Consider the following 21,654-nt stretch of genomic DNA (forward strand, 5'->3'; position numbering starts at 1 on the left):
CTCGACAATCCAAAAACAATTAAGAGGCTATGATTTCTGTCCCACTCTCACTTTTCTCACAGCGGAAAGTTTTCTATAGATGATTAATTAACTCTAGCAAGTAGGAATATATAACACTTTTTAAAATCGATCTAATTGATTTTATCTTATAAAAATTATTTCTTTATTTTCTAAGATTGAGATTTCATGATCTCAGTTTTTTTGCTTTGTCTTATTGGAAAGTCCAGCAATTGAGACTCCACATTTCTTCATAAGTTTGATATAATAAGAAGATAGAGATTGATAAGGAAAAGTAGCATTAGAAACAGGTATGTAAGATGAAAAAAATATTAGTAGTTGATGATGAAAAACCAATTTCAGATATTATCAAATTTAACATGGCAAAAGAAGGCTATGAGGTATTGACAGCCTTTGATGGTCGGGAAGCTTTAGAGGTCTTTGCGGCTGAGAATCCGGATATTATTATTCTAGATTTGATGTTGCCAGAGATTGATGGTTTGGAAGTGGCGCGTACGATTCGTAAGACTAGCAATGTGCCGATCATTGTCCTATCTGCTAAGGATACGGAATTTGATAAGGTCATCGGGCTTGAAATCGGTGCGGATGACTATGTCACCAAACCCTTCTCAAATCGGGAATTGCAAGCGCGTGTGAAAGCCCTGTTGCGTCGTTCTGAGTTTGCGGCTGATCCTCAGCTTGAAAATGAGGCCGATACGGAAATTGTCATTGGTGATCTTCACATTCTTCCAGATGCCTTCTTGGTTCAAAAAGGCAACAAAGAATTGGACTTGACCCATCGCGAATTTGAATTGCTCTATCACCTTGCGACCCATGTCGGTCAAGTGATGACCCGTGAACACCTTCTTGAGACGGTGTGGGGCTATGATTACTTTGGTGATGTTCGGACAGTGGACGTGACAGTTCGTCGTTTGCGTGAAAAAATCGAGGACACACCGGGACGTCCAGAATATATCTTGACCCGCCGTGGTGTCGGATATTATATGAGAAACAATGATTGATCAACTAAAACAATTTGTAATGTCGTCGAACTTTGTCTTTGTTCTGATTACGGTTGGGTTTATCATTGTGGTAGCCTTGCTTTTGCTAGAAAACCGTAGGGACAATATCAAGCTCAGACAATTAAACGCCAAAATTAAGGATCTGATTGCAGGGGACTATTCCGAAGTGGTCGACATGCAAGGAAGTCCAGAACTGACGGATATGACCAATAGTATCAATGATCTGTCGGAGGTTATTCGCCTGACGCATGAAAACTTGGAACAAGAAACCAAGCGTTTGACCAGTATCCTTTCTTATATGACAGATGGGGTGCTTGCGACCAACAGACGCGGTCAGATCATCATGGTCAATGAAATGGCAGCCAAGCAATTGAATGTTAATCCAGATGAGGTGCTCAATACCAGTATTCTAGATTTGCTTTCACTTGGAGATGACTATGATCTACGAAGCTTGATTACAGAAGTACCAGAGTTGACCATTGATTCCCAAGATGAAAATGGGGAATACTTAAGTCTTCGTGTGCGCTTTGCTTTGATTCGTCGCGAGTCAGGTTTTATTTCTGGTCTGGTAGCTGTTTTGCACGATACGACAGAGCAGGACAAGGAAGAGCGGGAGCGTCGCCTCTTTGTCTCCAATGTGAGTCATGAATTACGGACTCCTTTGACCAGTGTGAAATCCTATCTGGAAGCCCTTGACGATGGTGCTTTGTCAGAGCCAGTAGCACCAGATTTTGTCAAGGTTTCACTCAATGAAACCAACCGCATGATGCGCATGGTCACAGATCTATTGAGCTTGTCACGAATCGACAATGAAACTAGTCAGTTGGACATCGAGTTGACCAACTTTACGGCCTTTATCACCTTTATTTTGAACCGCTTTGATAAGATCAAGAGTCAATCGCAAGAAGATACCAAGAAGTATGAACTGATTCGTGAATACCCGATCACTCCAATTTGGGTTGAAATTGATACGGATAAAATGACCCAGGTGATAGACAATATCTTGAACAATGCCATCAAGTACTCACCTGATGGTGGAAAGATCAAGGTAGGGATGAAAACGACAGATGCTCAGTTGATTATCTCTATCTCAGATGAGGGCTTGGGGATTCCAAAGAAAGACTTGCCACGTATTTTTGATCGCTTTTACCGAGTGGATAAGGCACGAAGCCGGGCCCAAGGTGGGACTGGTCTGGGCTTAGCCATTGCTAAGGAGATCGTTAAGCAACACAAAGGCTTTATTTGGGCCAAGAGTGAATATGGCAAGGGATCTACTTTTACCATTGTCTTGCCGTACGACAAAGATGCTATTAAAGACGACTGGGATACAGAAGAGGAAGAATAAGGAGTCAATGACAGAAGAGGGATTTAAGTACAGTATTTTAGCTTCAGGTTCTAGTGGGAATTCTTTCTACCTTGAGACACCAAAGAAAAAACTGCTTATTGATGCAGGGCTATCAGGGAAAAAGATTACGGGACTATTGGCTGAAATTGATCGCAAACCAGAGGACTTAGATGCCATTTTGATTACGCACGAACACTCAGACCATATCCATGGTGTGGGTGTTTTAGCGCGGAAATATGGCATGGATCTATATGCTAATGAAGCAACTTGGAAGGCTATGGAAGGCACCAAGTATCTAGGAAAGGTCGATGATGCTCAAAAACACATCTTTGAAATGGGGAAGACCAAGACATTTGGCGATATCGATATCGAAAGTTTTGGGGTCAGTCACGATGCTGCTGCCCCTCAATTCTATCGCTTTATGAAGGATGGCAAAAGCTTCGTCATGCTGACGGATACGGGCTATGTGAGTGATCGCTTGGCAGGTATCGTCGCGGATGCGGATGGCTATCTGATTGAGTCCAACCATGATGTAGAGATCCTTCGAGCAGGTTCTTATGCGTGGCGCTTGAAGCAGCGGATCTTGTCAGACCTAGGCCACCTTTCTAACGAAGATGGTGCGGATGCCATGATCCGAACCTTGGGAAATCGCACCAAGAAGATTTATCTGGGACATTTGTCAAAAGAGAACAATATCAAAGAATTGGCCCATATGACGATGGAGAATCAACTGGCTCGAGCAGATCTAGCTGTTGGCCATGATTTTGAGGTGCTAGATACCTCGCCAGATACCGCGACCCCTTTGACGAAGATATAAGGTAGAGAACCACCCGTGGGTGGTTTTTTATATGCCTATTTGAGGAAATCTATACCTAGTAATGAATTTGCTCTTTACCCAAAATTCGTGTATGATAGGAAAGAATGAATTCTGAGTGAGAGTCACGAGAGTAGAGGAGAAATAATAAATGAAAAAAATGATGTTATTACTGGCTAGTTTGGTTGCTTTAACAGCTTGTAGTCAGTCTAAGCAAGATACGAAAGAGTCGACTTCCAATCAAACGACGAAGGAAACAAAAGTATCAGAGTCTTCTAAAGAAGAAAAAGGTTTGAAATTTGTAGTAGCACCTCAGTATGAAGGTAAAACATCTGAGCTAATTGAGTTAGGAAAAAAATTGGTCAAGGAACATCCTGAACTCGGAAGTGAAGGTAATATGGCGCTCTACTTCACGGGAGCTATTTCTGAAGGAAGAGCAGCGCTCATGTTGGTCAATAAGACAGATGTGGATATCAAGAAAGATTTGAATTTTTCAATTACGTGGTCTTATGATAGCAAGACTATTTTTGAGAATCAAAAGGTTAGCTATTTCATCAAAGATAGTGGTGAATTACCCTCTCATACAGCAACTATGATATTATTACCATTGAACGAGGAGCAAATGAAGATTGTCGATGGAATGTCAGACCCTTCTAAGATGATACTTCGAATGTCAGATGTGAATGCTGTAGAGTGATTACGAAAAAAGAAACATACAAAGGAGAAGTAAATGCGCCTTGTTTATCTTACGATTGGTTTTGTGTCTTTGGGATTAGGAATTATTGGGATTCCTTTGCCGATTTTACCGACGACTCCCTTTTTACTGCTATCGATGGCCTGCTTTGCTAAAAGTTCCAAACGCTTTGAAACTTGGCTCTACCAAACCAAGCTTTATCAAACCTATGTAGCGGATTACCGAGAGACCAAATCGATTGCCAAAGAACGGAAGAAATGGATCCTTCTTCAGATCTACATTCTGATGGGCATTTCCATCTATCTGGCCCCGATTATTTGGGTGAAGCTCGCTTTAGGAACTTTGACGATTTTTATCACCTTTTATCTCTTAAAAGTGATCCCCAATAAGCCTGAAAAACCAACAGAAGAACATCCTGAGTAAAAATAGAGAATTCAGGACCTAGAACTAGGAAAAGAAGTGCGTTCGTGCTTCTTTTTTGGTATCTGAAACTTACAGTGAAGGAAAAAGCCAAATGCATGAAATTAATGGCCAACGTTGCTCACGAAATTGAACTGCGAGCGCTTGAATCAAAAATTGAAAAAGAGGTGTAGAAAAAATGGCAAATGAAGTAGAAAAAACAGCCATCAATGAAGTGTTGAGGACTGTTACACTAATTAATAAAAGGTTTGAAGAAATCATTGAATTACAACGTCAACAAGATCTAGCTATTTTTATCTTCGTGGTGTTCTTGATGCAAAAGATCAAGACCCTTAATGCTCGATAAAATAAGACCATTTTCTTTATAATCAGAATCTCGAAAACGTAAAGTATTAGATGTGATCAGATTGTAATCTGAACGTTCTAGCAATGATAAAATTTTATCTAACTTTTGATTTAACTTTTTATCAATAGATTCGAGAGTTGTAGCTTTGTCAAGACGGCTAATAGGCATTTTAAAGTTTTCAAAACTTTGCATTTTAGATTTGAGGTCAACTTTTGATTCTTCGATTCTTGACACATCTGTATCATAAAAAGTAGTACGGGTCGTGATGACATCAAAAGGAAGTTTTCCACCAGATTCTATGATCGGTTCAAGCGGAAGCTCTAGCGCTTGTCTAAAACCTAGTTCGTAAAATGCATTTGGATTGTGTTCTGTCATATCCGCAACAACCATATGAGCAGTTTTTAGGTAGTTTATAATCGTTTCATTGATATTGTCTACTGCATTGACATGGTCAACGCGAATCGGTTTATAACCTAAATCTTCGCAAACTGGAGCAATAAGGTATTTATATACTTTGTCAGCCCGTTCTCTTGTGGGAGTACCAGATTCCCCAATTGCGCTTATAATGAAACAAACTTTATCAGACATAAATACTAACCCCAATCGTTTTTAGTTTATTATACCAAATAACGATAGGGAATTAAATAATAAGAAGGTGAAAGAATGAAACCTAAACGATATCCGTATAGCGGAAAAAGAAAAAAGCCTATCGAGGTGTCGATAGACTTACTAACAAGAATTAGCGCTCTTGAAGTAAAAGCAGCCAATTTGGCAAGTCACGAAATATTCAGAATTCCATCTTCACATTCTTCAACTGTATAACCTGCACTTATGCACTCGGAAATAATTTCATCTTTAGGAATTGCATAAAGCGATGGATCTATGTGACAAACCTTATATAATGGATCGCTTAGAATTGTTTGAATGGTGCGATCTAAATCATCCCAGTTATAGTTAGGATAATTCTTTTGAGGTCTAGGTCGTAATTTTGACATAGTGTTTCTCCTTTCCATTGAAATCTTGACTAAAACTGTGAGAGGCCTTAGCCAAGATACATTATAATGTAAAAGCTTTTGTTTTTCAATATATAGTGATAAAAAGGATTAAATATGTTGCGCATACACAACATATAGTGTTTAAAATGTAGGAAAAGATTGAACAACAATTAAAATCAAGGGGCTGGTCGGTGTATCGACTAGCTAAAAAGTCAGGTATTTCTCAATCGAATTTTTCTAACTTAAAGGCTGGAAAATTGAAAGAGATGTCTTGGACGAATATGTGCAAATTAGCTGATGCACTAGAGGTCAGCTTGGACGAATTTAGATAGGAGGTGAAAATTACATGGCTAATGCAAATGTTGATATTGTATATGAAATTTATGCAAATAATATTAATGATGCTATCGACGCAAAAAATAAAATCATCGCCAACACGCTTGACGATGAAAAAGTACATATCAATATTAAAACAAGTGGAGATGTTTGAACTGTAGTTCATTATGACAATGGAACTAAAATTAGCGAAACGCACGTAACAGCGCCATTGTAGATTGTCTTATAGTACTTGGAATCTCATCTGTTTTGTTAGATTCATTTAAAGTGTATGACATAGTCAAACCTATATTTGTATCCAGTGTAAAAGTATCTTGGTATACTTTCCTATTGTTATCTCTGTATGAAATCGTGATTTTCGATGATCCTTTAAAATCATCTTCAATATTAGAAGTGAATTTTTGACCAGGAGCAATCATGTTTCCAATAAGAGATTTAAAATTATGCTGATTATAGATACCTAGATCTCCATTGACGGTTATGTCGGTAATATAGGCAGGCGTCTTACCAAAATTTTTAATAACATAAACTCTTTGTCGGTCCTTTATTTCAAATAAATCGACAAAGACATTTACATATGGCCTAGCCATATCTTCCTCGGCTCGCTTTGTACGATGAAGGGATACAATGTTAAAAAAGAACCCTACTAGAGCAATAACTACAGTTGTATACAATGTCCAAGTTTGGACTTCAAGTTCAGTAAAAGGCATATAAAGCCCTCCTTTCTGTGACTATTATATCAGAAAGGGGTAAAAAAATAAGGAGGTGAAGAAATAAAGCCTACCATAAGAAAAGTGCGTTAAGTTGGTAAGATATAGAAATGCGAAAGTTGAAGAAACTTAAAATTCATGAAGCAAACTTACAAAACGTGATATTCAACTTATTGGATCGATATTTAAATACACCTAAAATATAGCAAAAGCAATCAACTGTATCTAATGGATATCTAATGGTAATCGTATTAAAATTTTGGTATACTTAAAGGTATGAATTTATTAGAAAGTAGGCTTCCTATGGAGAAATTACAAGCCCTGTTATCGGAACGGTTTCAGATCGTTTTTTCAGATAGCAGTTTATTAGATACAGCTTTTACACACACCTCTTATGCCAATGAGCACCGCCTCTTAAAAATTTCACATAACGAACGTTTGGAATTTTTAGGAGACGCTGTTCTTCAATTAGTTATTTCCGAATATTTGTATAAGGAACACCCAAACAGACCTGAGGGAGATTTGTCTAAATTCCGTTCCATGATTGTCCGTGAAGAAAGTTTGGCTGGTTTTTCTCGGGATTGCCAATTTGACCGTTATATTAAACTAGGCAAAGGCGAAGAAAAATCAGGCGGTCGGGACCGCGATACGATTCTTGGCGATTTGTTTGAAGCCTTTTTAGGTGCCTTGCTCTTAGATCAAGGTGTGGAAGCGGTCAAGCGCTTTGTCTATCAGGTCATGATTCCCAAGGTGGAAACGGGTCAATTTTCCCAAGTTATTGACTACAAGACCCGTTTGCAAGAACTGTTGCAGGTTCACGGGGATGTGGAAATTCAGTACCAAGTGGTAAATGAGTCTGGTCCCGCTCATGCAAAGGAGTTTGAAGTGGAAGTGTTCGTGAACGGCAAAACCCTAGGACACGGTCATGGTCGCTCCAAGAAATTAGCGGAACAGGAAGCAGCCCGCAATGCAGTTGAAACGAGGAATGATGGCTCATGTATCTAAAAGAGATTGAAATCCAAGGCTTCAAATCCTTTGCGGATAAGACCAAGGTCGTATTTGACAAAGGGGTTACTGCCGTTGTAGGGCCTAATGGATCTGGAAAATCAAATATCACAGAGAGCCTACGGTGGGCCTTGGGTGAATCCAGTGTCAAGAGTCTACGTGGGGGCAAGATGCCCGATGTCATCTTTGCAGGGACAGAATCGCGTAAACCGCTGAATTATGCTTGTGTCACGGTTGTCTTAGATAATCAGGATGGTTTTATCCAACAAGCGGGGAAAGAAATTCGGGTCGAACGCCATATTTATCGCTCGGGTGACAGCGAGTACAAGATCGATGGCAAGAAAGTACGTCTCAGAGATGTGCATGATTTGTTCATGGATACGGGATTAGGACGGGATTCTTTCTCGATTATCTCCCAAGGTCGTGTAGAGGAAATCTTTAACTCCAAACCGGAAGAACGCCGGGCCATCTTTGAAGAAGCTGCCGGTGTCTTGAAATTTAAGACGCGGCGCAAGGAAACGGAGACCAAACTCAACCAAACCCAGGAGAATTTGGACCGTCTAGAAGACATCCTCTATGAATTAGAAGGACAAATCCAGCCTCTTGAAAAGCAAGCGACGGTTGCTCGTCGTTTCTTGGAATTAGACCAAGAACGCCAGGTTCTCTTACTGGACGTTTTGGTCGCTCAAGTAGATCTGACAAAGGATCTCTATGAAAAGGCTGATCAAGAAGAAAAAGCCATTCAAGAACAGTTGGCCTCTTATTACCAACGTCGTCAGGTCTTGGAAGAGGATAACTTGCGCATTAAGAAAGCCCGCCATCAGTTGGATGCAAGTCTAGCTGAGGACCAGGCAAGTTTGCTAGAGGTCACTCGTTTGATCAGTGATTTGGAAAAGCAAATCGAAGTCGCTAAGTTGCAATCGAGTCAAGCAGCCCATAGTCGCAGGGAAAATCTTGAGCGGCTGGATGCTGTTTTGGCCCGTCTGGAAGAAGCAAAAAAAGAGCTGGCTCAAAAACAAGAGAAGCTAGCTGTGCTTCAACAAAGACTGGCAGAGAACCGTCAGCAACAAGAAGAGTTGGAAAAAGAATTAGCCAACTATGAAGAAGATCCGGAACAAGTCATTGAGCATCTACGTGAGCAGTATGTCGCGCTCTTGCAGATGGAGGCTGAAAAATCTAATGAGCGGACAGCTATTGAGAGCCGGATCCAAGCACTCCTACAAGAATCTAGTCATCGTCAAGAGGACTTGACCAAGGCGCAATCCAATTTTGAAGCTGCCAAGGAAAAAGAAGTTCGACAATTGGAAGAGTTGGATCAGGCACAAGCGACGGTCAAAGGTCTATTAGTAGAATACCAAGATCAATTGGTAAAAGTGGAGCAGGCCAAAGCTGCCTACCAAGAGGCTCAAACTACCATGTTTGACTTGATGGATGAGAGCAAGAATAAGCGGGCGCGGATTAATAGCTTGGAAGCTATTCAGAAGAATCATAGTAACTTCTATGCAGGCGTCAAGAGCGTTTTGCAAGAAGCAGAACGGTTAGGAGGCATCTGTGGGGCTGTTAGTGAGAATTTGAGTTTCTCAAAAGACTACCAGACAGCGCTTGAAATTGCTCTGGGAGCTAGCAGCCAACAGATCATTGTCGAGGATGAAAAGGCTGCAACGCGAGCGATCGATTTCTTGAAACGCAATCGCTTGGGACGGGCAACTTTCCTTCCGCTAACGACCATCAAAGCCCGTCAACTATCCCCTCGGAATCTGGAATTGATTCAAGCCAGTGCAGGATTTCTAGGAATTGCGAGTGACTTAGTGACCTATGAGCATCGGTTTGAACAGATTTTCCAAAACCTGCTTGGCGTAACGGCCATCTTTGACACGACGGAGCATGCGCGTGAGGCGGCTCGTAAAGTCAACTATCAAGTTCGTATGGTGACCTTGGATGGGACCGAATTGCGGACCGGAGGATCGTATGCCGGTGGTGCCAATCGCTCCCAAAATACGGTCTTTGTCAAACCAGAATTGGATAGTTTGAAGCAGGAAATGCAAGCTCTGGATGCTCGTTTAAGAGAAGCAGAGCAGGAGGTTGAGGCCAAGGACAATCTGCTCAAGCAGGCGCAAGAATACTTGGCTTCTATTCAAAGCCAGGGTGAGCAAGCGCGTCTGGAGCAACAGCGGGCCCAATTGGCCTACCAACAAAGCCAAGAGCAACTGAAAGAAATTCAGGAACTCTTAGAAGCTTTGAAGTCAGAATTGGCAACAGATGCGACCCAGTCTCTCCAAGAAGAGCTGGAATCCCTTACTGAGCAATTGGCAAAAATTGAGCTTCAAAAAGAAAATTTGAATCGCGACATTGAAACCATGAAGTCGGACAAAGATGTTCTGCAACAAAAAGTGCAAAACCTGCAAGAGCAATTGGCAGAATTGCGACTTCAACAGACGGAATGTAAGAGCCAACAAAGCTATGAGCAAACAGATGCTCGTCGCTTGGAAGAAACGATCTCCCAGTTGGAAGTAGAAGAGCATCAGTTACAATTGCTGATTGAACAAGGCGAGGCCCAAGTTCAGACGGTGGATGTGGAGCAACTAGCCAATCAATTGGCACAGGCACAAGCCAAGAAAACGGACTTGGAACAAGGAGTCATTCGGAAACGCTTTGAGCTGGATGATTTGGAAGGCCAGGCCGAAGATGTTGCTGAACAGATGGAACAAGCGCGCAAGAAAAACGAAGAGTGGATTCGTCAACAAGCCAAGGCTGAAGCGACACGTGAAAAGCATGCGGATCGTTTGAACAAGCTCTTAACGCAAATTACCGATGAATTCATGCAAAGCTTTGACCAAGCCAAAGAGCAGGCCAAACCTGTTGAAAATCTTGCTGCAGCTGAAAACCAGCTCAAGAGCATCGAAAAAGATATTAAGGCACTTGGTCCAGTCAATGTGGATGCGATCGAGCAGTACGATGAGGTGAAGGGGCGCTTTGATTTCCTTTCCAGCCAGCGCGAGGATGTCTTGGCTGCGAAAAATATGCTTCTGTCTACCATTAACGACATGAATGACGAAGTCAAGGAACGTTTTAAATCAACTTTTGAAGCCATTCGTGAATCCTTTAAAGTCACTTTCCGTCAAATGTTTGGTGGGGGTTCTGCTGATTTGATTCTGACAGAGCCAGATCTTCTGACAGCTGGTGTTGAGATTTCTGTGCAGCCACCTGGTAAAAAGATCCAATCCTTAAACCTTATGAGTGGTGGAGAAAAGGCCTTGTCTGCCTTGGCTCTCTTGTTCTCGATTATTCGTGTCAAGACCATTCCATTTGTCATTCTGGATGAGGTAGAGGCTGCCCTAGATGAGGCCAATGTCAAGCGCTTTGGGGATTATCTGAACCGCTTTGATAAGGAAAGCCAATTTATTGTCGTGACGCACCGGAAGGGAACTATGTCGGCTGCAGATTCCATCTATGGGGTGACCATGCAGGAATCTGGGGTTTCTAAAATCGTCTCAGTAAAATTGAAAGACTTAGAAAATGAAGAATAATGATATTAAATTGATCGCTACGGATATGGATGGAACCTTTCTAAATGACCAACATCAGTACGATCAAGACCTTTTACGCAAGGTATTAGCAAGCTGCAAAGAAAAAGGCATCTATTTTGCTGCTGCAAGTGGCCGTGCCCTCCTTTCACTCAAATCCCTCTTTAAAGGATTTGAGGACCAGATGATTTTCATTGCTGAAAATGGTAGCGTGGTAGAATTTCATGGAGAAGATCTCTACGAAGCGACCATGTCCAAAAACTTTTATTTGAGTGTTTTTGAGGCTTTGAAAGCTTCCCCTTATGCAGACCCGAATAAATTGCTTTTGACTGGGAAAAAAGGAAGCTATGTCTTAGAAACAGTAGATCCCGACTATCTGGCCTTGAGTCAGCACTACAATGAAAACATTCAAAAAGTGCAAAGCCTAGCAGATATTCAGGATGAAATCTTCAAATTGACCACCAACTTTGATGCAGCTCTGGTATTAGAAGGTGAACAATGGGTCACTGAGAATATCCCAGGTGTCAAAGCGATGACGACAGGTTTTGAATCGATTGATATTGTCCTCGATTATGTCGATAAGGGAGTGGCCATTACCGCCTTAGCGGATAAACTAGGGATCTCGATGGATCAGGTGATGGCTTTTGGAGATAACCTAAATGACCTCCATATGATGCAAGTCGTGGGCCATCCTGTAGCGCCAGAAAATGCACGTCCTGAAATCTTAGCGATTGCTGAAACAGTCATCGGCCACCATGCGACGGGTTCTGTCCTCCGCTATATGGAGGAGATTGTATGAGTAAGATTTCCTTGATTGCGCTGGATTTAGATGGGACCCTTCTCAATTCTGAAAAAAAGATCTCCTCTCGCAATAGAGCAGCCCTCGCTGCTGCACAGGCCCAAGGTGTCAAGGTGGTTCTAACCACTGGTCGCCCCTTGAAAGCCATGGATTTTCTTTTGGAAGAATTGGGAACAGCAGGCCTCAAAGAAGAGTATACGATTACCTTCAACGGTGGTCTAGTGCAGCGAAATAATGGAGAAATCCTCTCAAAAGTTGTCTTGGCGCCAGAAGATGTCGCAACCATTCATGCTGAAACAGCTCGTCTAGGCCTTCCGCTGGATGCTATCAGTGAGGGAAGGGTTTATGAGATTCATGCAGATCGAAAGTCTCTCTATTCCCTTTACAATCCCTACCTGAACTTTATTGAGACAGATTTTAAAGACCTGCCATCCACGATTTCCTACAACAAGTGTGTGACAGCCGTTGATCAAGACTTTTTAGATGCAGCGATCAAGGAGATCAAGCCGGACTTATTTCAAGACTATGAAATTTTTAAATCTCGGGAAATGTTGCTGGAATGGTGCCCCAAAAATGTTCACAAGGCGACAGGTTTAGAGGCGCTGGCTTCTATTTTGGGTCTTAAGGCAGATCAAGTCATGGCCTGTGGAGATGAAGCCAATGACCTGTCTATGATACAATGGGCTGGACTGGGGGTTGCCATGGGCAATGCGATTCCAGCAGTGAAGGAAGTTGCAGCGCTTGTGGCCCCTGTGACAAATGACCAAGATGCCGTCGCATGGGCGATTGAAAATTATGTGCTAAAGGAGAGTGAATAAATGGGATTATTTGATCGTTTATTTGGAAAAAAAGAAGAAACTGAAAAAGTGCTTCCGTCTTCGGAAGAAGTGACGGAAAGTACGGAGGTTGAAGAAACTGTCAAAGAGGAGCCGGCGGCTACCTTAAATGACAAGGAAGAGCAAAAAATTGCAGATATGGAGGCTTATTACCAAGAGCTCAAAGCGCGAATTGCAGCCACTCATCAACCTGTTTCAACCCTCGCTCAAGAAGAGCCGGCAGAGGAACCTCTTGTAGAAGAAAAAGTGACATCAGAGACTAATGAAGACCAAGTACCAGTAGAGGAGTCTCCAGTTGTTTTTGAACCTGTTCAAACAGAAGCAAGTCCTGAAGAAGTTTCACCACTAGCTGATGAAACGGAGACTGAGCCTCTTGAAGAAGCGGAAGAAACTGAAAATGGTGAGGAAGCAGATGGGGCTGATGGTTCAGAAAGGAAAGAAGAGTCACCAATTGCCTCTCCATCATCTGATGCTGAGCTAGTAGAAGGGAGCACGACAGAAGAGGAGGTTCCAGAACTAGTAGAAGCTCAGGATGAGGTCCCAGAACCTGAAGTATCAGAAGCGATTGCTCAAGTGGAGGAAACTTCAGAAGTGGCAGAAGCCGAGTCCAGAATTCCTCAAGGAGAAGCTGCATCAACCGTTGAGGAAAGAACTGTTGAAGAGGCAGAGGAGCCAATTCCAGATGAGGTTGAGCCAGAGCAAGAAAACATTCAGGAAAAATACGATCGTAGCTTGAAAAAGACACGGACTGGATTTGGAGCACGCCTCAATGCCTTCTTTGCCAATTTCCGTTCAGTTGATGAAGAATTCTTTGAAGAATTGGAAGAACTCTTGATCATGAGTGACGTTGGGGTTCAAGTGGCCTCTAATTTAACCGAAGAGCTGCGTTATGAAGCCCGTTTGGAAAATGCCAAAAAACCAGATGCTCTCAAGCGCGTGATCATCGAAAAATTGGTGGACTTGTATGAAAAGGATGGCCAATTTAATGAAGCCATTCGTTTTCAAGATGGTCTTACGGTCATGCTCTTTGTTGGGGTCAATGGAGTTGGTAAAACAACATCTATCGGGAAGTTAGCCCACCGCTACAAACAAGAAGGCAAGAAAGTCATGCTGGTTGCAGCAGATACTTTCCGTGCAGGAGCAGTAGCTCAACTGGCAGAATGGGGACGCCGCGTAGATGTTCCTGTTGTGACAGGTCCTGAAAAATCAGATCCTGCCAGCGTCGTATTTGATGGAATGGAACGCGCGATCGCTGAAAACATTGATGTTCTGATGATTGATACAGCTGGTCGTCTGCAAAACAAGGACAACCTCATGGCGGAGCTTGAAAAAATCGGCCGGATTATCAAACGTGTTGTACCCGATGCACCGCATGAAACCTTGCTGGCCCTCGATGCATCAACCGGTCAAAATGCCTTGGTGCAAGCTAAAGAATTTTCAAAAATTACACCTGTGACAGGAATTGTATTGACCAAGATCGATGGAACGGCTCGAGGTGGGGTCGTCCTTGCGATTCGAGAAGAGTTGGATATCCCAGTGAAGTTGATTGGATTCGGAGAAAAGATTGATGACATCGGACCATTCCACTCAGAAAACTTCATGAGAGGCCTCTTGGAAGGCTTGATTTAAGAGTCAAATAGAAAAAGACAAATTGTTTAAAAGACAATTTGTCTTTTTGTTTCCTTGCGCTATCAAAAAAACCACCCGAAGGTGGCTTTCCTTAATTCTTAGGTTCAGGTTTCCAAACCCATTCGGCTCCGTATTCTGCAAGGAGATCATCGGATGCAGTTGGTCCCATGGATCCAGACTTGTATTCATAGAGCGGTGCTCCATTTTCGGCCCATAGTTTTTCAATCCGGTCAATCAATTGCCATGAAGCACGGACTTCGTGCCAGTGGCTGTAATTGGTTGAGTCATTGTTCAAAACGTCGAAAATTAATTTTTCATAAGGCTCTGGTGAAGCCCCAGTTGCAGTCGCATCTGTTTCATAATCAAAGGAAATTGGTGCGATGCTGAATTTTTCTCCGACCTCTTTTCCGTTGATGCTCAATGAGAAACCTTCATTTGGTTGGATATAAATTGTCAAGACATTTGGTTGCAAGCTATGTCCAAAGATGGAGTCGGTTTGCTTGAAGACCACATTGACCATGGTTCCTTTTTGCGTCAAGCGTTTTCCGGTACGGAAGAAGAAAGGCACACCGCGGAAGCGATCGCTATCAACAAAGAACGTACCAGAAGCATAGGTCTCCGTAGTAGATTCAGGGTCGACATTGGGCTCACTGCGATAAGAGATATCTTTTTTCCCTTCGATCGTACCTGAATGGTATTGACCACGGATAAAGAATTTCTTCAATTCGTCATCTGTTGGATTGTGCAATTGCTCAAATACTTTTACTTTTTCAGCCCGAATCGTATCCTTGGTAAAGGTAGCTGGTTTATCCATGGCAAGCAAAGACAAAAGCTGAAGGGTATGGTTTTGCACCATATCTCGAAGGGCCCCCGAGTGATCATAGTAGCCACCGCGTTCTTCAACTCCTAAGCGTTCAGCGAAGGTAATTTGGATATTGTCAATAAAATCTCGGTTCCAAAGATTATCAAAAATAAGATTTCCAAAACGAATGGCAAAGATATTTTGGATCATTTCTTTTCCAAGGTAATGGTCGATACGGAAGATTTGTTCTTCATCAAAGGTTTCTTCCAATTCCTTGTTGAGCTGACTAGCCGTTTCTAGGTCTGTACCGAAAGGTTTTTCAACGATCAAGCGCTCAAAACCTTGTCCATCCACAATGCCTTCTGATTTGAGGTGTTTAGCAATGGTTCCAAAAAATTGAGGAGCCATGGACAAGAAGAAGACCTTGTTGTGTTCCGTTTGGTATTTTTCATCCAAGCTATTTTGCAATTCGCGCAGGGCGATGTAATGTTCGGTATCATTAACATCATGACTTTGGTAGTAGAAATGACTGGCGAATTCTTGGGCTTGTTGAGGGCTATCTGCCAGGTCTGTGATGGATTCTACCACGACTGATTCAAAGTATTCCTTGCTCCATGGTCTGCGGGCTGTTCCGATAACCGCAAAGTTTTCAGATAGATTTCCTGATTTATAGAGTCTAAAAAGGGATGGATAGAGTTTGCGCTTGGCTAAATCTCCACTGGCCCCGAAAATGGTTACAATAACTTTTGAAGACATTTAAGTACCTATTTCCTATTTTATTAACCATATTTTACCATAAAATCCACAAGATTTCTTTGATGGAATCGTTGTTCCGAATATTTTCCGCTTGGATTAGAGGATTTGAGAGGAAAGCATAGAAAAAGCTAGAATCAATGTGGATTCTAGCTTGAACAGTTATAAGATGTTTGGATCTACAATGAAAGCTCCATCAGAATACGCGGTAGACATATGGATTAGCCGGTTTCGTAATGGTCTGGCAATCGCTAATGTGGAGAACAGGCAAGCTTTGCTTGAGCTGCTTGTGGTATTCAATGGACAAGGTTCCTTTCGCATGGATCCAAGTATTGTTTTCGAAATGCTGCGGAGCACCCGTCGTTAAGAGACCGTAGACGCCGGAATCTGCGATACAGTGGATGATCCCAAAGCGAAAGAGAAATTGGCTGTCCTTGTTATTGGGATCATTGTATACAAAACCGGTCAGCTCGATCGTCTTTCCTGCAAATTGGTCAGGATAATCATAAATCACTTCCATGACTTCCATGTAATTCTCAGTGGTCACCTGAATCACTTTTTTATCAACATATTTCTTTGCCGCCTGCTTCATTTCTGACTCATAGGCAGATTTGGTAAAATAGCTACTAGTATCTGGTTTGAGATACTGGGTTGTTGTCCCTTCGTCCTGCTGGATTTCCTTGGAAGATCCAGCCGCAACCGGGAAGTGGTAGCCTTTGGCAGAGACTGTTTGGGAATCCAGTGTCACTGTAGGAAAAAATAGCCCGACAAACAAAGGAATACAGAGCAAGAAAATACTCGCCACTTTTGCCCAGAAGCCAGAGAGATGACTGTGGATCTTCATCTGCTTGACCCAGATGATCAGCTGCACAAGAGCTAAAACAAAGGACAAGAACATGGAAATATAAGCCAAGTAAGAATAGTGTAAGTTGATGTATTGATTGAGCTTACCAGATAATTGCAGGTACATGGTGAGCTCAAAATAGCCAGCTAATATCAAGAAACGAATCATAGCACTACCCCCACAAACCAAGCATAAAGGAGCACAACTCCACTCACAATTCCGATAAATTGCCAGATAAAACGGGTCTTGAGATAATTTTTCATCATGAGGAGATTTTTGACATCAAGCATAGGCCCAATCACCAGAAAGGCAAGAACAGGCGCTACTCCAAAACTTGTTAGAAGAGAGGATCCAACAAAGGCGTCCGCCTCGCTACAAAGTGAGAGGAGAAAGGACAAGACCATGAGAAGGAGAATAGCAATAACCGGTGTCGCACTGATCGAAGTGAGGATCCGTGTTGGGACATAGACTTGGACGAGGCTGGCAAAGAGACAACCAAATACCAAGTAGCGTCCTGTATCAAAGAATTCATCAATGGCTTGCACCAAGACTTGAAAGAGCTTTTGGCCTTTGCTCAAGTCCCTAAAATCATGTTCATGCACAGGTTTGCGATGTTCTTTTTGGATCGAATCTGTCTGAATAAAGCCAAGGAAGATCCCTAGTACTGTTGCGACAAGCAAGGAACCAAGGGCGCGGTAGAGGGCCATCTTAACAGAATTCCCAAAGGCTGAGTAGGTCGCAAAGAGAACGATGGGATTGATGACCGGTGCTGTCACCAGAAAGGGAACAGCAGTATAACTTGGGACTTTCTTTTCTAGAAAGCGATTGATAATGGGAACAATTCCACATTCACAGGAAGGAAAGATAAAGCCGATAAAAGTCCCAAAGAAGATCCGCCCAAATTTATTTTTGGGAAGAAAGCGGTAGACCCTCTCGGGGGTGATATAGACCTCAATAATCCCTGAAATGATACTTCCGATTAGGACAAACGGTAGGGCCTCGATAATAATCGAGAGAAAAATAGCCCCAGCCTGCAAGACGCTAGAGGGAAGGTGTTGAAAGAATGTCATTACTTAACCTTCTTTGCTTCTTTAGTGGTAGCAGTTTCTGCCTTCTTTTTCTCTTCAGGAAATTCTACTTTCTTTTCTACATCCGGAAAACTCGCAAAATTTTCAAACATTTTATCAAGATCATCTGTTTTTGAGAATTTAATAGCCATTGTTGGGCCTCCTTTTTATTTTCTTTCATTATAACAAAAAGGAAAGAGCAAGGGGGAAATGGAGCATAAAAGGAAGGATCCATAGGGTCAAAATTATTCTATGAAAAATCCCTGAAACAGAGACCAGAACAGGCGATCTCACCCCTTGATGGCAGCAAAATATGCTATAATAGAAGCTATGGATAAATATGAAAAAATAGCCCAAGAATTGGGTGTTAGCTTAAAACAAATCGATACCGTATTGAGTCTGACCGCAGAAGGCTCAACCATTCCCTTCATTGCTCGCTATCGAAAAGATATGACGGGAAATTTAGATGAAGTAGCGATTAAGGCCATTATTGACCGGGACAAATCGTTAACGGCTCTGGCTGAACGAAAGGAAACCGTCCTTGCTAAGATTGAGGAACAGGGCAAACTGACAGAGGCGCTCAAGCAGGCTATTGAGGCTGCTGAAAAATTAGCGGATGTCGAAGAGCTCTATCTCCCTTATAAGGAAAAACGGCGGACCAAGGCGACGATTGCTCGAGAAGCAGGACTTTTTCCTTTGGCACGTCTCATTTTGCAAAATAGTCCAGACTTGGAAGCAGAGGCTCAGAAATTTACCTGTGAGGCCTTCCCAACTGAAACTGCGGCTTTAGCTGGTGCAGTGGATATTCTGGTAGAAGCTATTTCAGAGGATACCCAATTACGGGCCCTCACCTATCAAGAAATTCATGGGCATTCCCTCATGACGTCAACCTTGAAGGATGAAAGCTTAGATCCTAAGAGAACCTTTGAAATCTACTATGATTTTTCTGAGAAGATCAAGAATATGCAAGGCTACCGGACTCTAGCTCTCAATCGTGGAGAAAAATTGGGCGTTCTCAAAGTCGGATTCGAGCACCATTTGGATCGGATCATTCGTATTTTTGAGGCTCGTTTTAAAACTAAAAATGCCTATGTGGATGAGGTTATTCAACAAGCGGTTAAGAAAAAAATCGTTCCTGCGATTGAACGTCGGATTCGGACAGAGTTGACGGAGGTGGCAGAAGACGGGGCCATTCAATTGTTCTCTGAGAATCTACGGAATCTATTGCTCATTCCTCCGTTAAAAGGGCGCGTGGTCCTTGGATTTGACCCAGCCTTTCGGACTGGTGCTAAACTAGCCGTTGTCGATGAGACAGGAAAGATGCTCGCTACCCAGGTTATCTATCCAGTTGCTCCTGCAAAACCAGCTCAGATCGAGCAGGCTAAAAAGGATCTGTCCTCCTTGATCAAGGAGTTCGGAGTAGAAATTATTGCGATTGGAAATGGAACCGCCAGCCGTGAAAGTGAGGCCTTTGTCGCAGAGGTCCTCCATGACCATCCAGGAGTTCGCTATGTTATTGTCAATGAAAGCGGAGCCTCTGTCTACTCAGCTAGTGAGTTGGCCCGTCATGAGTTCCCAGAGCTAACCGTTGAAAAACGCTCGGCCATCTCGATTGCCCGCCGCTTGCAAGATCCGCTAGCAGAATTGGTGAAAATCGATGCCAAATCCATCGGTGTCGGTCAATACCAACACGATGTCAATCAGAAAAAACTGACAGAAAGCTTGGATTTCGTGGTAGATACCGTAGTCAACCAAGTTGGGGTCAATATCAATACGGCTAGTCCCTCTCTCTTAGCGCATGTAGCAGGACTCAATAAGACCATCTCTGAAAATATTGTGAAATACCGGGAAGAAGAAGGAATGATTCTTTCACGAGCGCAAATAAAAAAAGTCCCTCGTCTCGGTGCCAAGGCTTTCGAGCAGGCGGCTGGATTCTTACGCATTCCTGAAAGTAAAAACATCTTGGATAATACCGGCGTTCACCCTGAAAGTTACAAGGAAGTTGAAAAACTTTTTCAACTTCTTGAAATTACCGACCTCGATGCATCAGCTCAGGAAAAATTAAAAGCTGTGAACATCGAGGAGATGTCTACTCAGCTGGATCTGGGGCCAGAAACTCTGAAAGATATCATTGCCGATCTCCTAAAACCAGGTCGCGATTTGCGGGATTCCTTTGATGCACCTGTGCTCCGTCAGGATGTCTTGGATATTAAAGACTTGCATATTGGCCAAAAATTAGAAGGGGTTGTGCGCAATGTGGTTGACTTTGGAGCCTTTGTCGATATTGGCATTCACGAAGATGGCTTGATTCATATCTCCCATATGAGCAAGCAGTTTATCAAGCATCCAAGCCAGGTCGTCTCAGTAGGTGATTTGGTTACCGTCTGGGTGAAGAAGATTGATGTGGAACGCGAAAAAGTCAATCTCAGTTTGGTAGCTCCGAATGAATCTGACTGAGTATGTACGCCAAGTATCCCTAGAAGATTTTGGGAGAGAATTCCGTCATCGAGCAGAGTGGAATTCACGTCTTCAAACCACTGGAGGCCGTTTCTTTCCCAAGGATCGACACCTTGATTTTAACCCGAAAATATACCAAGCTTTCGGGTTAGAGGTCTTTCGCAAAATCGTCCGCCACGAACTCTGCCATTACCATCTTTACGATCAAGGTAAAGGATATCGCCATAAAGATCTAGCCTTTAAGCAACTCCTCCAGCAAGTGGACGGTCTTCGTTTCACACCTCCTCTACCAGATAGAACTAGGCGAGTCAAGCGGATCTATCTCTATCAATGTCCCCATTGTGGCCAAGAGTATAGACGAAAGCGAAAAATCGATCTGAAGAAATATGCTTGTGGTCGCTGTCGCAGCCACCTGCAATTCCTTGAAATGAGACAAGAGTAAGAATCGGTCTTTAGGCGGATCTCTTTCCAGTTCGACTCTGCTAAAATAGGTCTAACTAGAAAGAGGAAAATCAAATGACAGCATCATTTTACAAATTAAAACGACATCGCCTGGTTTCAGGTGTGCTAGCTGGCTTAGCCGATAAATTTGGTCTTAGCGTAACTCTCCTACGCTTCTTGTTTATTCTTTTTACGGTTTCTCATGCCTTTATCGGTGTGATTATCTATTTACTGTTAGATACGACCTTGCCTTATAAGGACGAGGAGGAGCAGGAAATGTTTGACTATGGCCCTCGACCTCGTCGAAGAAAAGAGGCTGAACCCATCCATGATCAGAATGATAGTCCGTTTTTCTAAAAGGAGATCCGGGTGAAGCAGAAGTTCTATTTCCTTGCTTTTATTCTATATCTCTTCTTCAGTTTTATAGGACAGTTTTTCATTTTAAATCGTGTTTTTGGGGAAGGAGTTGGAACAGTTTTGATCGGAATGCTCCTTTTTCCACTGGGCATTTGGAATAGTCTCTTCTACCTCTTGTTTCTGCCAACAGAAATGGCTAGAAAGCCACAAATTTATCGGTTTTCGATTTTATTTCTGCCGGTTTTGTATTTGGTTTTCTCCTTGTTGGGGGGAGGACCTTACGTCTTTATGCTCGGCTTGATCGCATTTCCTTCAAATGCGGTGGTCTATGCGGTCTCTACCGGAATCAAATCTATGATTAAAGATTTTTTGCAAGGCGAAGGCTAGAGCATTCTTCATATGTTACCATCATTTCCTAGAGGTTGAAGACCTTTGTCTTGGCCTCTTTTTGCTTGCCTTAA

At 42.6% G+C, this 21,654-nt stretch carries 23 protein-coding genes; 16 read left to right on the plus strand and 7 right to left on the minus strand.

All coding sequences use genetic code 11. From position 1 onward, the window contains the following. Positions 1-317: 317 nt before the first annotated feature. The 5 genes from yycF (at position 318) to HMPREF2926_RS07230 (ending at position 4,295) form a co-directional block, all read left to right on the plus strand. A complete protein-coding gene (gene yycF, locus HMPREF2926_RS07210) occupies positions 318-1,019 on the plus strand; it encodes a response regulator YycF (RefSeq protein WP_003008151.1) in 702 nt (233 codons plus the stop codon). Beyond that, entirely contained in the window at positions 1,012-2,364 is a 1,353-nt protein-coding gene (gene vicK, locus HMPREF2926_RS07215) for a cell wall metabolism sensor histidine kinase VicK (RefSeq protein WP_031573918.1), read from the plus strand. The genes yycF and vicK overlap by 8 nt, the downstream gene beginning before the upstream one ends. Before the next feature lie 7 nt (positions 2,365-2,371). Beyond that, positions 2,372-3,181, plus strand: coding sequence for an MBL fold metallo-hydrolase (locus HMPREF2926_RS07220; protein ID WP_023918725.1), 810 nt, complete (start codon positions 2,372-2,374; stop codon positions 3,179-3,181). 148 nt (positions 3,182-3,329) lie between these two features. After that, positions 3,330-3,875 carry a putative periplasmic lipoprotein gene (locus HMPREF2926_RS07225; protein WP_070466327.1) on the plus strand — a complete coding sequence of 182 codons (546 nt, stop codon included), beginning with the start codon at positions 3,330-3,332 and terminating at the stop codon, positions 3,873-3,875. 33 nt (positions 3,876-3,908) lie between these two features. Continuing rightward, a complete protein-coding gene (locus tag HMPREF2926_RS07230; protein WP_070466325.1) occupies positions 3,909-4,295 on the plus strand; it encodes a YbaN family protein in 387 nt (128 codons plus the stop codon). Positions 4,296-4,575: 280 nt separating this feature from the next. Here HMPREF2926_RS07230 and HMPREF2926_RS07235 read toward each other — a convergent pair whose 3' ends face one another. Then, positions 4,576-5,226: a hypothetical protein gene (locus tag HMPREF2926_RS07235; protein ID WP_070587098.1), complete on the minus strand. Its 651-nt coding sequence runs from the start codon at positions 5,224-5,226 to the stop codon at positions 4,576-4,578. 188 nt (positions 5,227-5,414) lie between these two features. Further along, positions 5,415-5,633, minus strand: coding sequence for a hypothetical protein (locus tag HMPREF2926_RS07240; protein ID WP_049497371.1), 219 nt, complete (start codon positions 5,631-5,633; stop codon positions 5,415-5,417). Positions 5,634-5,791: 158 nt separating this feature from the next. Here HMPREF2926_RS07240 and HMPREF2926_RS10685 point away from each other — a divergent pair, with 158 nt between their 5' ends. Continuing rightward, positions 5,792-5,965, plus strand: coding sequence for a helix-turn-helix domain-containing protein (locus HMPREF2926_RS10685; protein ID WP_049497373.1), 174 nt, complete (start codon positions 5,792-5,794; stop codon positions 5,963-5,965). 14 nt (positions 5,966-5,979) lie between these two features. After that, complete coding sequence (locus tag HMPREF2926_RS11205; RefSeq protein WP_173018772.1) at positions 5,980-6,123, plus strand: hypothetical protein; 144 nt, start codon at positions 5,980-5,982, stop codon at positions 6,121-6,123. A gap of 31 nt (positions 6,124-6,154) precedes the next feature. Here HMPREF2926_RS11205 and HMPREF2926_RS07245 read toward each other — a convergent pair whose 3' ends face one another. Further along, positions 6,155-6,679: a hypothetical protein gene (locus HMPREF2926_RS07245; RefSeq protein WP_070466321.1), complete on the minus strand. Its 525-nt coding sequence runs from the start codon at positions 6,677-6,679 to the stop codon at positions 6,155-6,157. Positions 6,680-6,982: 303 nt separating this feature from the next. On the opposite strand from HMPREF2926_RS07245, the gene rnc reads away from it, so the two are divergent. From rnc to ftsY, 5 genes are read left to right on the plus strand one after another with little or no spacing between them, the layout of a single operon-like run. Continuing rightward, complete coding sequence (gene rnc / locus HMPREF2926_RS07250) at positions 6,983-7,684, plus strand: ribonuclease III (protein WP_049515382.1); 702 nt, start codon at positions 6,983-6,985, stop codon at positions 7,682-7,684. Then, the gene (gene smc, locus HMPREF2926_RS07255) at positions 7,675-11,211 is read left to right on the plus strand and encodes a chromosome segregation protein SMC (RefSeq protein WP_070587099.1); all 3,537 of its coding nucleotides are present in this window, start codon (positions 7,675-7,677) and stop codon (positions 11,209-11,211) included. Before rnc ends, smc begins: the two co-directional genes overlap by 10 nt. Next, positions 11,201-12,007, plus strand: coding sequence for a Cof-type HAD-IIB family hydrolase (locus HMPREF2926_RS07260; RefSeq protein WP_070587100.1), 807 nt, complete (start codon positions 11,201-11,203; stop codon positions 12,005-12,007). The genes smc and HMPREF2926_RS07260 overlap by 11 nt, the downstream gene beginning before the upstream one ends. Then, positions 12,004-12,825: a Cof-type HAD-IIB family hydrolase gene (locus HMPREF2926_RS07265; RefSeq protein ID WP_070587102.1), complete on the plus strand. Its 822-nt coding sequence runs from the start codon at positions 12,004-12,006 to the stop codon at positions 12,823-12,825. Before HMPREF2926_RS07260 ends, HMPREF2926_RS07265 begins: the two co-directional genes overlap by 4 nt. After that, positions 12,826-14,472, plus strand: a complete 1,647-nt coding sequence (gene ftsY / locus HMPREF2926_RS07270; RefSeq protein ID WP_070587104.1) for a signal recognition particle-docking protein FtsY — start codon at positions 12,826-12,828, stop codon at positions 14,470-14,472. A gap of 91 nt (positions 14,473-14,563) precedes the next feature. On the opposite strand, the gene zwf is transcribed toward ftsY, so the two are convergent. From zwf to HMPREF2926_RS11210, 4 genes are all read right to left on the minus strand, one after another. Beyond that, positions 14,564-16,030, minus strand: a complete 1,467-nt coding sequence (gene zwf, locus HMPREF2926_RS07275; RefSeq protein ID WP_070587106.1) for a glucose-6-phosphate dehydrogenase — start codon at positions 16,028-16,030, stop codon at positions 14,564-14,566. Between the two features lie 193 nt (positions 16,031-16,223). Then, the gene (locus tag HMPREF2926_RS07280) at positions 16,224-17,039 is read right to left on the minus strand and encodes a TIGR03943 family putative permease subunit (RefSeq protein WP_003015619.1); all 816 of its coding nucleotides are present in this window, start codon (positions 17,037-17,039) and stop codon (positions 16,224-16,226) included. After that, positions 17,036-17,941, minus strand: coding sequence for a permease (locus tag HMPREF2926_RS07285; protein WP_070587107.1), 906 nt, complete (start codon positions 17,939-17,941; stop codon positions 17,036-17,038). The genes HMPREF2926_RS07280 and HMPREF2926_RS07285 overlap by 4 nt, the downstream gene beginning before the upstream one ends. Further along, complete coding sequence (locus tag HMPREF2926_RS11210; RefSeq protein ID WP_023918704.1) at positions 17,941-18,090, minus strand: SPJ_0845 family protein; 150 nt, start codon at positions 18,088-18,090, stop codon at positions 17,941-17,943. The genes HMPREF2926_RS07285 and HMPREF2926_RS11210 overlap by 1 nt, the downstream gene beginning before the upstream one ends. Positions 18,091-18,238: 148 nt before the next feature. Here HMPREF2926_RS11210 and HMPREF2926_RS07290 point away from each other — a divergent pair, with 148 nt between their 5' ends. From HMPREF2926_RS07290 to HMPREF2926_RS07305, 4 genes are all read left to right on the plus strand, one after another. Continuing rightward, a complete protein-coding gene (locus HMPREF2926_RS07290) occupies positions 18,239-20,395 on the plus strand; it encodes a Tex family protein (RefSeq protein ID WP_371106515.1) in 2,157 nt (718 codons plus the stop codon). Then, positions 20,382-20,837, plus strand: coding sequence for a SprT family protein (locus tag HMPREF2926_RS07295; protein WP_070587111.1), 456 nt, complete (start codon positions 20,382-20,384; stop codon positions 20,835-20,837). The genes HMPREF2926_RS07290 and HMPREF2926_RS07295 overlap by 14 nt, the downstream gene beginning before the upstream one ends. Before the next feature lie 74 nt (positions 20,838-20,911). After that, on the plus strand, positions 20,912-21,193 hold the full coding sequence (locus HMPREF2926_RS07300) for a PspC domain-containing protein (RefSeq protein ID WP_013903896.1): 282 nt from the start codon (positions 20,912-20,914) through the stop codon (positions 21,191-21,193). Between the two features lie 12 nt (positions 21,194-21,205). After that, positions 21,206-21,580 carry a hypothetical protein gene (locus HMPREF2926_RS07305; protein ID WP_070587112.1) on the plus strand — a complete coding sequence of 125 codons (375 nt, stop codon included), beginning with the start codon at positions 21,206-21,208 and terminating at the stop codon, positions 21,578-21,580. Positions 21,581-21,654: the final 74 nt, after the last annotated feature.

The sequence above is a fragment of the Streptococcus sp. HMSC078D09 genome, assembly GCF_001813675.1.
Taxonomy (GTDB): Bacteria; Bacillota; Bacilli; order Lactobacillales; family Streptococcaceae; genus Streptococcus.